This is a genomic window from Chryseobacterium sp. FR054 (genome assembly GCF_056844565.1).
In genome coordinates this window covers 517,782-532,117 of the sequence record NZ_JBXDSA010000003.1, presented here as the reverse complement: position 1 = coordinate 532,117, position 14,336 = coordinate 517,782, and the positions used below count along the sequence as shown (strand labels likewise).

Here is a 14,336-nt window from a genome sequence, read left to right as displayed (position 1 = left end):
TATGAAAATAAATATTTTAATCCTTTTTTTATTATTTCAATTAATAAGTTGTCAGAAAAACAATAATAAAAACGGAGGCACTTCCAATGCCATAACAACTGTTTCCGGCTCTCAACCTGATTTCATCAATTATCCGGTAGATGATCTGGAGGGCATTACTTCAACACAATATGATGGAATTTACAGAAATTTTGATTTTAAATATCAGAATGGAGAAACCACATTCATTTTAGTTCCAAAAACAGGTGCAAAAAAATGGTATTCAGAGCAGGTACACAAAATAAACAGTCAGGATGCAGATCAGGTTATTGAGAAAAATTTAAATAAACAAACATTTAAAACCCTTAGTAAAGATTTCAATATATGGGTATTTCAGACCCCAAAGGAATATCTGAAGCACACTCCCCATATGGACGCACCCTATACGCCCAGGATTCCCAGAAAAATATTTTTATATCAATATATTTCAGAGAATAACAAATGGATTGTAGCCGATACGTTTTCTGTGCGTGAAGAAAATGACGAAGCAAAAGCCCGTGAATGGAGAGAACGTATCATTTCTAAATTTAATATAAATGTTTCCGCTGATTTGTCCCATACAGCATCTCTTAAAGATTGGACAGGAATTTATCTTAATTCCGACAACAACAAACTAACTGATTATCAGAAAATAAAAGAAAAAATAGGATGGTACGAATTAAAAATAAGTCCGGAAAAAATTACATTCAGTAATGATGACAGAATGGAAAGTGAATTTCCAACTGAATCTCCAGGTGGATATTCAATAAATTATGATTGTGATTTTAATATTTCAGAAAATACGATCAAATTATATGAGAAAAATGAAGATGATACCTCTCCTCCGAAAAGTATTTCAGGAAAAGAGCAGAAATTAATTTTAATACTTACCAGAAAGGATAATGCATTCTATGGAACCTCAGATGATATCAAAAACGCAGAAAATCTTGTAAATTCTGCAAGAGCTAAAAGTAAATCTCCTTATCTGTTTTACAAATTCGATTTAAACACCACAAATTAGCATGGAAGATATTTCCCCGGTTTTAAAATCGGTATTAATAAAAAATGGTCTTAAAGAAATAACCGGAAAGGATTTTGCTGAAAAGCTTTATACCTGTTTCGGGATTAAAAACAATGATGAAAGTTTAATCATCCTCCCGAATCAAAAAGGATATAGTATTGATACAAAGAATAGGTTTATAAACACTTATCCTTTTGAGCCTTATTATATTAAAGATTTTATCATGGATGAAGGGCAAAAAAATGAGTACACTTTCCAGTTCGTAAACTATAATAAAATTATTTTTCAGGACGATCCCGGTGCAATTGCCAATATTTTAAATGAAAAGGATAAAGTGACTGATATGTACTTCTATTTTGATTACGAAAAAAATGCAATACTGAATAATCTGGCATTAAGGGGAATTGATTATGAAAATTGGGAAACGGACTATTTACAACATTTATTTTTTTATAACAATAAAGAAAGAGCTCCAGTTAAATTCAATGTTATTTCTTATATGGTTAAACATTGCAATAATATGGAACTGTATTTTCTTGATGTGATAGAAACTCTTTTTAATTTTTGGGACAGGATATATTCGGATGATAAAAATAAATATACACTAATTGCATTTCTGACTGAACAGTTGCTTGAAAAATATGATAAAGAAAATAAAAAAGAGAAAAGCACAGCTTTAATACAATATTTATATTCATTACATGAAATACTGCCGGATATTTTTATTAAAGAAAGCTATTTTAAAAACAAATTATTAGGCCAGTTTTCAACATCATATATTGAAACCGAAATATAAAAGAGCAATAAACCGGAAAACAGAAACAGGTATTTGATTATCATAAAATAACCTTATTTTTGGTGCTTAAACTAAATAACAATGAAAAAACTTTTTTTTGCTTCCTTCATTATGATCTTAGGGAGTACTCAGCTGGCAATGGCACAGTCTAAATCCACAGCAACCAAAGCTTCTATGCTAAAGACAATGCGTAATAATCTTGCTAAAGAAACAATGAAAGACGGTACCTCTAAAGAAAAGTCTGAAAAATTTGCGGATTGTTTTACAAAAGATCTGGGTGAAAAATTAAGTCTTGAAGAACTTAAAGTATTTTATAAACTGAATAGCTTAAAATCCGGGCAGGCACCCCCTAAAGAACTTATCAAGCAGGCTGAAAAAATGGGTATAAGAGAAAAAGTGGAAGCTGTGGGAAGCGACTGTTCATCTATCTTTGAATAACCCCGTCATCCAGCAGACTGTATCTCTATAAGGCTCTGAAAAACGTAACAGACAGCACAATAATCAGTGCTGTCTTGATTTTTTCTGATCACCTTCACAGGCTGTTCGTAAACTCAATTTTATTACCTTTAAAAAAATATTACTGCCATGGACAATGCTGCCCATTTTCCCCATCAAAGAAAGCGCAATGCTCTGTTACGTTTCCTGCATCTGTATGCTATTTCTTATGTGTATCTTTTTATATTCACTTCGCAGTTTTCGCCTTTAGAGAGATTATATAAAAACGGGGTATTATGGTTGTGTAAAAATATTTTTCAGCAACAGCAGGTAGAATATATAACAATGACCGGCAGTGGCGACACTTCGTTGGATTACTGGGTAGTGTTTGTCAACGTTGGTTTAGCTGCGGCAGCCGCACTCATTATACTTCTTGCCGATAAAAAACAGCGGACCTTTAAAGATCTTCATTGGTTTACGGTAGTTGTGGCGCGCTATTATGTAGCTATGATCATGATTTCTTACGGTTTTGCAAAACTGCATAACGGACAGTTTCCCGCCAATTCAATAGGGCGGCTGGAAGAAAGAGTCGGAGACATGTCACCTATGGGGATGGTATGGGCGATGATGGGGGCTTCCAAAGGCTATACCTTTGTTTCCGGGCTGCTGGAGACTGTTGGGGGACTTTTACTTCTTTTCAGGCGGACCAAAACCTTTGGTGCACTTTTTTCCATGACGGTGATGATCAATGTGGCTCTGCTGAACTTTTTTTACGATGTACCTGTAAAAATATTTTCCAGTCATATTGTTTTATTCTGTGTGTTCATTGTAAGTGGCGATGCCATTGCACTGTACCGTTTTTTTGTTCTGCATCAGCCGTCTCAGTTACGCTTCCAAAAACGGACAGCCGACAAAAGATGGAAGCGCATTACCCTCATTGGCCTGAAATGCCTGGTAGTAGCTTTTTTTATATTCAGTTCTTCATCAATGCTGTTCTACACCCCTCCTTCCGTACCACTGGAGGGCGCATATACGGTTAAAAAATTTAAGGTAAACAATCAGGAAATACCGCCCTGCAAAACCGATTCCACAGGATGGAAAAAACTGATCATCAGCTATTCCGGCCGGGCAAATGTAGTACTTAACAATGACAGTACTGAAGCATTTGTGGGTGTTACAGATCCTAAAAAAAATACACTTACACTCCGTAGAACAGAACGCGACAGCCGATATGCTTATCTGCATTATCATACTCAAAAAGACAACGTTATTTTTACAGGAAATATCGGTAACGACACCGTAAGAATAGAAACAGAAATAAAGAAAAAGGAAGATTATCTGCTCAACAAGCGTGGTTTTCACTGGATTAATGAATATCCGTTTAACAGATAATTTCTCAGTAATCCTATGTTTCAGAGAATAATCATTGCTATTGCTTTAACCAGTTATTAACGGAATTTTTTCCGGTTTAAACAAGCCGAAAAAGCTATCGGGAATATTAGCTTTTTCATGCTTTATCTCAAAGTTTGGTCACATAGTTCTTCTTATGCTAATACCTAAAGCCGCGGGTACAGCAAAGCTGTCTTATTTCTCCGGAATCAATTTTACTTTACCTCTAAGCATTCCCTCATAAATTTTATATCCTTTACCGATCAGACTATCTACATATTTTTCACAGCCATAGTAATACGGGGATTCTTTAGTATGTTTCGTTTCAAAGTCAACTATATAATCAGCGTCATCTGATATTTTATACCAGCCCCTCAAAGCAGAAAGGTGCAATACTGCTTTAATACTCTTTTTTGCAGGTATTATCAGAATATTATCCCTGCATTCTTTTTCACCCCAATCCGCAGGTTTAGACGGAGGGCGAAATAAATAAGGAGTTAATTTCTCTCCGTTTTTATAAACGTCTCCGAAGTTTCCCATAAATCCACGGGCATTGATGACGTAATTTTTATTTGTATTATTAATCAATATAAAAGAATTTTTATGATATGAAGCAGGAGAATCATTGATCATAAATTCCTTATCCAAATAAATTTGAAAGCATGGATCATTATTTACCAATATTTGAGATCCCACTTTTATATTGAGAAATAGAACAATAATAAATACATTTTTTAAAACCATATTTTTCATCACATAAAATTTAAAAAATAGATTAAATGTATTGAACGGACAATATGATATTTTCCAACCCAGCACTAATAATCGCCTGTTTAAAACCATCCCAGAAATTTCCTCCTGCAATTGCCGCACTGATTCCTCCACTTAAGCCGCCGATAACAATCATGGTGGTTTTCATTAATTCTCTCCGAGTTGAGGAATATTAACCAGCCATCTATAAATATAATCTGTATTCATTCCTAATCAGAATACTTAAAAAGATAGTAAATACTAACTATTTGTCATTATATACTCGATAAATTAAAGGAACCCTATTTGAATGTATCTTTCCTGTAAATATTTTAGCTTTTTTTAGATGAGTTTCTGGTGCAATAAAATATCTTTCTAGGACTTCTTTGGGGTTATTCAAAGAAATTTCTAAATTATAAAAATGATTATTTTTCAAATCATAAAACTTTGTAGTCTTATCAACTTTTGATTTATATATTGGGAAATCAATCTTTATACTAAAAACCTTTCTTTCTTTAGGGGCTAAAAAAATGGTATTCTTATAAATTTGATAAGCAATATCAACATCAGGCTCTTTAATATGATCAGCATACTTCTTTTTAAAGGTTTCATAATCATCTCCACGAATAAGATCATGAAACCCATCTGAATTATACAGACCATATAAAGGAGTTAGTAAAGCATTATTTTCAGAAATATCATAATCCAACAAACCTGTAAAAACAGGCTCTACATAATTATCCAGTGATGTATTAAACCCTAAAGGATTCAGTACAATGGAATAACTATTATTAGAATTGTTTCGTAGTTCTAATAATATATTGTTATCATCATAAATTGACACCTTTTTAATAGTGTCATTTATGATTTTTATACCAATATCATTCTGGCAGAATGAGAATTGAAATGCAAATAGTGTTATGAATAAATATTTCACCTATACATATTTAAATTTATATACAATTTTAACCAGGCATGTATAAACGACACTACTAATTAAAAGGATTGAAAAACCTTTTTCTAAAGAATACTAAAGCTTTATAAAATTCTAGAGCGATACATACACTATTCGTGATTAATAGTATTTGTAAAATATCCCTCATTAGATAGCGTGAGCAAGTAATTACAGTTATTTGCTTTGCTACTTGTATCGGAAGTATAATAAACTTTTACTTGAAAATCAAAATTAGATAGCCTTTTTGTTTCAATAGATTCACTACTAAAACCCGTACTATAATTGGAATAAGCCAAAAAAGCAGATTTAATTTTATTGTTAACCTGATTAATTATATATAATGGACTCTGCTCTCCTACATTTATTTCTAATACTACATATTGTTTAATATTATTATCTCCAATGTATCCCATAACATAAATTGAAATATTTCCTATTAAATCAGAATTATTAAAAAACTCACTTCTTGGTAAAGTTATAATCTGATCCTGTTTAATTTCTTCAGAATTTACTCCGTTTTCCAAATAAAAGTTTAATGATTGATTGTCTATCTCCTTAAGATTAGACATATAATTAATTTCATTTAGTACTTTCTTATTATTATAGTTATAATATTTTAAATACTCTGTTGCACAATCTGATTGATTCTTTTTCTCCCAACTTATACAACTAAAGTTTAAGGAAAGAATAAATATCAAAATTGTAATAAAGATATGTTTCATGGTATATTATTAATTAGTTTCATTCCTGTATTTTCCCATGTCTTACTGTTTTTTATCAAACTATCCATTGCTTTTGGGTAAGTATTCATAAGATTTTTTAATGGACCTTCAGATTGTTTAAACACCCAGCCGTCTTTAATCCCCCATGACTCTAGTTGCTTTATTTGCCAATCAAGTATAGTAACATGTTGATATGCTGCTGTTACGGTCGGAAATAATAGATCAAAGGAATAATGCATTAATTCATGTCCTGTAACTAAATAGAGCCATTGAATCCCTTGGTCAAATGTATGCTGAGAAATATAAAGTTTATTTCCATCTTGTACTCCCCATTCATGGACCGTATAATTACCATATTTATCTTTCCCATATATTTTCCCGTCCTGATAGACTCTTCCTTTAGGTGCTTTGCCCGTCTTAACTTTTATTTTGTCTGCGCCTTCTACTCCTTTAAAAGTCTCTCTTACCCATTCAGTCAAAGACTTATCACTATATTCAAGATCAGAGGGTGTAGCAGCAATATGCGCCACATGATTTAACCCTGCACTAATAATCCCCTGTTTAAAACCATCCCAGAAATTTCCTCCTGCAATTGTTGAGCTGATCCCCTCCGCTTAAATCTCCTGATGTAACTATCATAGCTTTTAAAGTTCCGGGATTGTATTCTGCAAAAAGAAAATGATATCAAGACAAGATAACCATCATTATTTACAAACTTTTGGCTTCCTGTATATGGAGAGTCTTCAATACATCTTTAATCACTAACCGTTTTATTCTTTAAAGAAATCTTCATTTAAAAAAGATAGTTTATTATTTCCGATCAAAACAGTTTCTCCATCAAAAGAAATCATTGAGAAATTAAGCAAATCAAATACAATACTTATTTCTAAGTTATTATTAACATTTTTACTAAATTTTTTTGTATCAAAAAACATAGTATTAATATGATATTCACTTCTGATAATTGGATTATCAATATTTGGATATATCCGGAAATAGAAATCTTTAGATGAGAAAACGGGAACAATATTTCTGTCCTTTAGTAAATAACAACCACTAAAATCTTTGTTGTTATATCTATATTCGATTCCTGTTCCACAAATAAATACTTTTAACATGTTATTTACAGGATTTAATATTATTTCTACAGAATCTTTATCAATATTACGCTCCTCTTTTATGCGGATTCCTTTATTAATTATAGAGTCCGCAATTTTTTGATTAAAAATAGTTTGTAATACTAATAAATCTTTTTCTTGCTTAAACTTACCTAAACTAAACCCTTTAATTTCATGTATAACAACATCATGAGTAATCATGCTCTCTTTTTGATAGAAAAAGGTATTATTGGAATTTATTTTTAGCAAAGACCCTTTTTTACTTCGATATGTTCCAGTTAAAGTATTTTGGGATAGTAATATTATAATCCAAAACAGCGAAATAAGCGAAAATATTTTTTTCATTTTTTTAAATTTAATTTAATACCCTCTCGATTGTATATATGCTTGATTAATATTGTTAATATTATTAATTCCACTTAAACCAGTCAGACTATAGGACACTCTATAGGCTGCGATTTCTGCTCCATAACCATAAAAACCTATTCTTTCTCCAGCAACAAATGATGTATATCGAAATGCTCCTGTAGATATTTGATAGACGTGAATCATTTCATGAATAATAGTATTAACTCCATTATGGTTAAGAATTAAACTATTAGCATTTTCGCCCCATCTTACAGTCCCATATACTTGAAAATCTCCTACTGATGTTGTTCCACGAACAACGGAAACATTAAATGAATTTTCTGCACTAAGTAAATAAGTTAATACTGACTTGGCTTGATTTAATTCAGTAACTTGACTATTATACTCTATATTTTTCTCTGTTAAATTTGCTATCTTATTTTCATTAGTAGAATTATTAATTTTCGATTGGTTATCAGATATTTTTTTATTCAATTTGGCAATTCTTCTATCCAATTTCTCATTTATTTTTTCTTCATAATCGGATAAAGTCTTATTTCCTCCCGATAATGTCATATGTGCCACATGATTCAATCCAGCCGTAATAATCCCCTGTTTAAAACCGTCCCAGAAGTTTCCTCCTGCAATAGCCGCACTTATTCCTCCACTCAAACCGCCGGTAACAATCATTGTGGTTTTCATTAAATCTTTTCCAAAATTATTATACACCATTTTTCCGGCTGCTTTTGAAGCACCAAAATCTGTACCTAATCCCTGTATGCTGCTTGCCATGATAGAAGAAATGGCTCCGCTTAATGCCCCTGCCCCAAAACTGCCTCCATCCAGCGCGGACATGATCCCGCCTGTATAAGCATGCATCCCGGCTTCAAATAAAGCCTTTCCTATCGAGACCGCTTCCTGAAACGCCGAAGTAGCCACAGAACCAATTCCAAAGCTTATCGCCCCGGAAACGGCACCCATAAAGGCAGATTTTCCTAAGCCATACCAGATTGGTATTCCATTGATCATATTGATAATGACTTTCGTGGTAAGGGCAACGGCAACCCCAATAACAACCGCTACGCCCAAAGAAATCTCATTACCATCCAAATCTACGTATAAAAGAGGATTATTGTATACATAACCAAACCGGTCATAATTCTGGGTATTGAAAGGGTCCTGAACCAGGTTATCCGGGCTTAGGAACTTTCTCATTACAGGATCATACAAACGGGCATTCATATTGATCAGCCCAACTTTCCATAAGTGCTCATGCCCTGTATATCCCCTGTCTAAAAACAGATTTCCTGAAGCCAGCTGCTGCTGATCGGTAATTAACTGCCCTGAAGTATTGGTTAAAGCCTTCAAATTACCCCATGCATCAAAGAAGCGCTTCTCTACTACAGATCCGTCCGCTTTCGTAATGCCAAGAATACTTCCCAGATTATCACGATGAAGGAAATAATTTCCGTTTTCGGTAAGCGTGCCTCCGTCGACCACCTCTCTTTTAATATAATTGGCCGAATAAGGGTCTCCGGTAACATAGGTAATAATCGTTACTTTTTCTGATATTTTGTTCCTGACTGTCGATATTTCCACAGCAAAATCGGAAGTATAAAATTTCCGGCTTACCGAATAATTATAATTCATTGAATATCTTGACTTCAGGATATTATAGCTAAAGCTTATATCGTCATTATTACCCGTAATGGTATTCGGGCTTTTAAAAGCATTGTAAGTAATTGTGGCAAAACCTCTCTGGGTATTCACATTCTGGCCGTTGGCATTAAAATTAATCCCCTGAAGCTTATAGTCGCTTTCATTATAATTATACTTTCCGAGTTCTGTATTGGATGTTATTCTCCCTCTTTTGTCATAAGTATATTCGTTCGTTAAAACACCATTAACGGTCTCGCTCAGCAGCCTGTTCAGTTTATCATAGGTAAAGTTTTCTTTTTTGCCGAACGTATTATTTCTGCGCCAGTTTAAAACTCCTTTATTAACGTCATAATTATAATCTATATCAAGAGCAACATTTCCATTAGTGGTATTCTGGTGTTTGGTATTGAAAAGAGAAAAATCACTTGGATTATACTGATTGGTTATCGTATATCCGTTACCATATTCCATTTGAGTAATTTTCCCCTGTGCATTGATATCCGACAGATGCCATATCATTGCTCCGGTATCATTATTATTCTGCTGAATAAGAACCCCATTGGTATCATATACATTTTTTACAGAAGAAACAGAAGTGTAATTAGAATTAGGTAAAAAAGTAGAAATATTTACAACATCCTCTCTTCCGAAACTGTCGAAAGTAGTGGATGAGGTGTAGGTGAAATCAGGAGTTTCCTCTTTTTTGCCTTTTATACGGTAATATTGGTCATAGTAGGTGGTATAGGTGAAGGTGTTTCCGTTACTTGTTCCTGTAATGGTTTCGGGAAGCTTTGTCTGGCCATTATATGTATAGGTTTTCTCAATATTGGTATTTTCGGCAGGGGTATTTCCATAGGTTTTCTCTGTAAGAGGTCTTCCGAGATCATCATAGGTATAAAGGGTGTATCCTTTCGGGTTCGTTTCTTTGGTAATCCTGCTCAGCCCGTCATATTCGTATGTAAAAGTTCCGGCGGAAGGATCGGTCATTTTTGATTTATTTCCCCAGCCGTCAATTTCAAATTTTGTTTTTATTCCTTCATAATTGGTTTCTTTCAGGGTGCCGTTAGGATAATAGGAAAATATTAAAACTCCTCCGTGGTCCTGCTGTCTTACTACATGCCCCATGGCATCCAGTGTTTTCGAAGATTTTTTGTAGCCGTCATCTACGGTTACTTTCATCCCTTCATAGCAGGTGGTAATCACTTTTCCGGTGAAAGCGATATTTTTTACAGGCCGGCTCAGCTCATCATATTCTATCGTATTCCACTTTACAGGTTCTCCCTCAAAGGCAGATTCCGATATTTTTATTTTTCTCCCTAAAACATCATACTCTGTTTTTGACACCATCCATTTATTGTTCACAGACTGGGTTTTAGACTGAATTTCTCTGTCGAATTTATCGAATGTAACGATGGTCTCTACTCCTCCTTCTCTTTTCTTATGGAGATTATAGACTCCTCCGGAAGACGCATCAGCAACAGATTTTGAAATGGTGGTTTTCTTTCCTAGAAAATCTGTTATATCAGTAATATTTCCCCAGGTATCATAGGTATAGAAAGTCGTTAATCCTAATGAAGATACTTCAGAGATTGTACGGCCCAGCGCATTAATATTGGCTGTTGAATACAGCCCGTCCGGGGTAATGGTTTTATTGACGTACCTGTTGGTGGCATCATATTCATAGGTGACGGTTTGTGGAGCGATACCGGCCACAGATACGGTCTCTGTTTTCGTATTTCCGGCACTGTCATAGGTGTAGGTATTGACAACAGGTGAAGCGTTGGACTGATTTCCGTATTTCCTGGTTTCGGAAACATTTCCATTCTGGAAATAATCAGATTCGTCGCGGGTCGTAAAAGACAGGCCGTCTTTATAGGTTGTATTTTCAACGGATGATATTTTACCATAGAAATAATGGTTCCCGTTTGAAAATTCAGGTTTGTACGTGTACTTTGATATAGAAGATCCCACACCGCTATAATCTGTATAGGCTGTTTTTAATTTCAGATCATCATTTTCGTCATATTCATATTTTTTACTGATGGTAATTTTTTTAAGGTAGTCTTTTGAAACCTCATCCGTAGATAATATTAAATACTGATGATTGCCCTTATCGTACTTTTTATTGGTTACCGTATTTTCGGTGAAAAACTTATTAATTCCTCCATAGGTTGATTTCACCGTTACATTGTCCATTTCAGGATCTCCGGTCAGTATATTCCAGAAAACAGCTCTTGCAGGGTATTTATTAACATATTTCCCGTTTTTGATTTCAGATTCATAGGCATCACTGGTGTATGTTTTCTGAAATCCTAAGAATCCTTTTCCAGTTAAATGCTGTATCCCGTTTTCATATCGGTACTCTTTAGAAAGGATCTTTCCGTCAAAAACCGTATGTATTTTGTGGGCCATATAAAGAACCGGATTGGCCTGATGGATGAAATAAGGATATTTAAAATCCTGTGCTTTATAAAGATAGGTAGACTCAGTGCTGTTCGGGCTTGTAATCATATTCCTGTAGTCGACCCTCTGCACGACATCTGTCCCATTATTGACTTCCTGAATCTGTTTTTCCAGAAAATTACTATTGTCTATCGTAATATTTGTGGACTCTCCCTGATAGCTAAAAGGGTCCCCCCCGAGAGGATCATAAATATAGACCCCTGTTTTTGATGTATTCAGGTAATCAAAATTGGTGGCAGAAACAATAAGTGATAATGGCGATATTTTTTTATTTTCTATTGAATAGGAGGTAAGCATCTGGAAAGTTCCCCCCTGAAGGTTTTTATTTTCATAAAAATTCATCCGGTTGGTAATATCAGAATTGAAAACCTGATAATTCAGCGGAGAAGGCATCCGGGTTAATATATTGCTGAGATTATTAATGGGAACATTGGATAATGAGCCATCCACATTATATTTTGCAGATCCTATTTTATTTAATGTAATAATATCCGAACGTCCGTCATTATTAAAATCGGTAATGATAATATTATGTGTGGAATACCTTGTATACGCATATTCGTCCGGTTTTCCGTTCCAGAATTTCTGCCAGAAAGTAGATCTCTTGATATAATTACTTTGCGATGGTTTTAAATAGGCAATTTTCTGCTGGGTATAATCTTCCTGGTTTTTTATGAAAGTTTTACCATTCCCTGTATACTTCCACCAAAGTAAAGCTTCCGTCTGCATCTGGAAATAGGTATTTCCCATCTTAACCCCGGAATTGTCATCCTCAGGAATCGCATATACTTTTTGCGGGGTAAGGAAGTCGGTAAGGCCGTCTCCATTAAAATCTCCTAAAAAAAGAGGGGTATCACTTCCAAAATTAGAAAGCGTCTGATCAGAAACCAGAGCTCTTAAAGAATTGGCTGCAAAATCAATTTTATATACCGTAAATTTTGCCGTGTACTTATCTACCGTCAGTAATTCAGGCAGTCCATCCCCATCGAATTCTATTGGATAAACATCTTTATTATAAAGAGAAATGGTCCCTTCATTCAAAAGAACCGGGTTCAGCTGGACAGCCGTTCCTGAATTGGTTTTTCCTATTTCGGCCCAATATACACGGTCGGTTCTGTTCACATTATGGGATTCGATAATAAGAAAGTCTACAAGCCCGTCATTATTAAAATCTCCCTGAACATAATTTCTCCGGGTATGATCTCTGGTATAGGAAGTTTCATAGCTTCCGGAAGAATAATTATCGTAAGGATCCGGCGGGATATAGTTTTGTACCTCTATCATTCCTCCTTTTAAAGGAACGGTTATCTTTCTTTCCTCTCCTGTAATGAGATTTTTTACCTGAAAAACAGCTTCATCTTTAAGCTGCTGGTTGCCAGGATTGTTGGAACTATTAGGATCTCCGGTTCCTGTAATATTTTCATAGACATTAATCAGCTGGTCTTTTTCTGTAATTTTATTATTAAAATCCAGTACTTTTCCGGAAAACAGCTGGGTTCCTGAATGGTTATTTTCTATATTCACAGGGAAAGACTCTGCGCCCGCTCCTACTTTTAATCCATACCCGCCAGCAGCTGACCTTATCTGGAAAACAGGTTGTATTTTTTCGGTATTGTTTCCAAGAAAATCACCCATTGTCACGCTTCCCAGACCTGTAACGCTCCCCAGTCCGGTCTGAATATGGGAAACGATTCTTACTGTTCCCTGGTTTACAGTATTATAATTAAAATTAAGAGGTTTTAAAGTCTCCCCATTTTCGTTACTGACACTAATAGTCCGCAGACGTTCCACACTGTTATCTTCAATAAAATCATGTGACAGGGCATATTTCCGGTACAGCGAAGGAGAAGTATAGGTGGTCCCTGAATTGATTTCGTATAAAACCTTTGAGTTGGTATAGGCAATCCCGTTCCTGTATACCTGAATATTTTTTTTCCTTGCTTTATATAAAAAATTAATCTCGGATTTATCATTGGAAGGAGCTGTTCCTCCATAGGATATTTTTATAATATTAGGGATGTTGTTTTCAACCTGATAGGTATAATGAATCTCATTACTGAAAGCGTCCGTAAAAACGGAAATATAATGCTGCCCTGAAATTAATTCTTTATACTTTGCTATTTTCCCATCCGGATACTGAATCACAAAAGAAAATTCCCCGGAAGTCTGCTTGGTGATCTTTAATTTGGAAAATCTTTGGGTAGCATAATTGGTTTCGGAAACTTTGATTAATCTCTGCCCGTCCAGGTAATAAGGATCTGTACTGTCAAACTGTACCCCCATGGTAATTCCGTCGATTTCCTTACTTTTCCCTCCCTGGGTAATGGAAGAAAGCCCTACGATATTCCAGCCCCATCCCGCCTGGCCATTAGCACTCTGGCTATTATACGCCAGTGAGATATTAGGTTGAAAGCTATGTACACCTTTTACGATTTCTATGGGTAAAATATAGGTAAGAGCGCCGGACTCATTAACATTCATTTCGGCTTTAACAGAAGGAACCAGTACATCGGGAGTTGTTTTTCCCAGCGAACCGGAAGTTGTATTCTCCGCATATCCGGCCGTACTGTACTGTAATGGAATTTCCTGCGTTTCCTGCGCCTTCAGCAACAAAAAAGTTGAAAAAAATACACTTAAAAAATATAATTTTCGCTTCATCATT

The 14,336-nt window shown here is 34.8% G+C and carries 11 protein-coding genes; 4 read left to right on the top strand and 7 right to left on the bottom strand.

The window, feature by feature from the left end; all coding sequences use genetic code 11:
- The first annotated feature begins 1 nt into the window (after position 1).
- From AC106S_RS15335 to AC106S_RS15320, 4 genes are all read left to right on the top strand, one after another.
- The gene (locus AC106S_RS15335) at positions 2 to 1,039 is read left to right on the top strand and encodes a hypothetical protein (protein ID WP_482440336.1); all 1,038 of its coding nucleotides are present in this window, start codon (positions 2 to 4) and stop codon (positions 1,037 to 1,039) included.
- 1 nt (position 1,040) lies between these two features.
- Positions 1,041 to 1,835 carry a hypothetical protein gene (locus AC106S_RS15330; protein ID WP_482440335.1) on the top strand — a complete coding sequence of 265 codons (795 nt, stop codon included), beginning with the start codon at positions 1,041 to 1,043 and terminating at the stop codon, positions 1,833 to 1,835.
- A gap of 81 nt (positions 1,836 to 1,916) precedes the next feature.
- Entirely contained in the window at positions 1,917 to 2,273 is a 357-nt protein-coding gene (locus tag AC106S_RS15325; protein WP_482440333.1) for a hypothetical protein, read from the top strand.
- 147 nt (positions 2,274 to 2,420) lie between these two features.
- On the top strand, positions 2,421 to 3,662 hold the full coding sequence (locus tag AC106S_RS15320) for a hypothetical protein (protein WP_482440331.1): 1,242 nt from the start codon (positions 2,421 to 2,423) through the stop codon (positions 3,660 to 3,662).
- 192 nt (positions 3,663 to 3,854) lie between these two features.
- Here the strand turns inward: AC106S_RS15320 and AC106S_RS15315 are convergent, their stop codons facing one another.
- From AC106S_RS15315 to AC106S_RS15285, 7 genes are all read right to left on the bottom strand, one after another.
- Complete coding sequence (locus AC106S_RS15315) at positions 3,855 to 4,412, bottom strand: hypothetical protein (protein WP_482440329.1); 558 nt, start codon at positions 4,410 to 4,412, stop codon at positions 3,855 to 3,857.
- A gap of 22 nt (positions 4,413 to 4,434) precedes the next feature.
- A complete protein-coding gene (locus tag AC106S_RS15310) occupies positions 4,435 to 4,578 on the bottom strand; it encodes a hypothetical protein (RefSeq protein ID WP_482440328.1) in 144 nt (47 codons plus the stop codon).
- A 96-nt stretch (positions 4,579 to 4,674) separates the two neighbouring features.
- On the bottom strand, positions 4,675 to 5,346 hold the full coding sequence (locus AC106S_RS15305; protein WP_482440326.1) for a hypothetical protein: 672 nt from the start codon (positions 5,344 to 5,346) through the stop codon (positions 4,675 to 4,677).
- Positions 5,347 to 5,474: 128 nt separating this feature from the next.
- Positions 5,475 to 6,086: a hypothetical protein gene (locus AC106S_RS15300; protein ID WP_482440324.1), complete on the bottom strand. Its 612-nt coding sequence runs from the start codon at positions 6,084 to 6,086 to the stop codon at positions 5,475 to 5,477.
- The gene (locus tag AC106S_RS15295) at positions 6,083 to 6,616 is read right to left on the bottom strand and encodes a hypothetical protein (protein WP_482440322.1); all 534 of its coding nucleotides are present in this window, start codon (positions 6,614 to 6,616) and stop codon (positions 6,083 to 6,085) included. Before AC106S_RS15295 ends, AC106S_RS15300 begins: the two co-directional genes overlap by 4 nt.
- Before the next feature lie 240 nt (positions 6,617 to 6,856).
- On the bottom strand, positions 6,857 to 7,549 hold the full coding sequence (locus tag AC106S_RS15290; RefSeq protein ID WP_482440321.1) for a hypothetical protein: 693 nt from the start codon (positions 7,547 to 7,549) through the stop codon (positions 6,857 to 6,859).
- A gap of 15 nt (positions 7,550 to 7,564) precedes the next feature.
- A complete protein-coding gene (locus AC106S_RS15285; protein WP_482440319.1) occupies positions 7,565 to 14,335 on the bottom strand; it encodes an RHS repeat-associated core domain-containing protein in 6,771 nt (2,256 codons plus the stop codon).
- Between the last annotated feature and the right edge of the window lies 1 nt (position 14,336).

Excerpts from the sequence above, each read along its gene's own strand:
- AC106S_RS15325 (WP_482440333.1), top strand. The coding sequence starts at position 1,917 with ATGAAAAAACTTTTTTTTGCTTCCTTCATTATGATCTTAGGGAGTACT.
- AC106S_RS15315 (WP_482440329.1), bottom strand. The coding sequence starts at position 4,412 with ATGAAAAATATGGTTTTAAAAAATGTATTTATTATTGTTCTATTTCTC.
- AC106S_RS15330 (WP_482440335.1), top strand. The coding sequence starts at position 1,041 with ATGGAAGATATTTCCCCGGTTTTAAAATCGGTATTAATAAAAAATGGT.
- AC106S_RS15300 (WP_482440324.1), bottom strand. The coding sequence starts at position 6,086 with ATGAAACATATCTTTATTACAATTTTGATATTTATTCTTTCCTTAAAC.
- AC106S_RS15290 (WP_482440321.1), bottom strand. The coding sequence starts at position 7,549 with ATGAAAAAAATATTTTCGCTTATTTCGCTGTTTTGGATTATAATATTA.
- AC106S_RS15320 (WP_482440331.1), top strand. The coding sequence starts at position 2,421 with ATGGACAATGCTGCCCATTTTCCCCATCAAAGAAAGCGCAATGCTCTG.
- AC106S_RS15310 (WP_482440328.1), bottom strand. The coding sequence starts at position 4,578 with ATGAAAACCACCATGATTGTTATCGGCGGCTTAAGTGGAGGAATCAGT.
- AC106S_RS15285 (WP_482440319.1), bottom strand. The coding sequence starts at position 14,335 with ATGATGAAGCGAAAATTATATTTTTTAAGTGTATTTTTTTCAACTTTT.
- AC106S_RS15335 (WP_482440336.1), top strand. The coding sequence starts at position 2 with ATGAAAATAAATATTTTAATCCTTTTTTTATTATTTCAATTAATAAGT.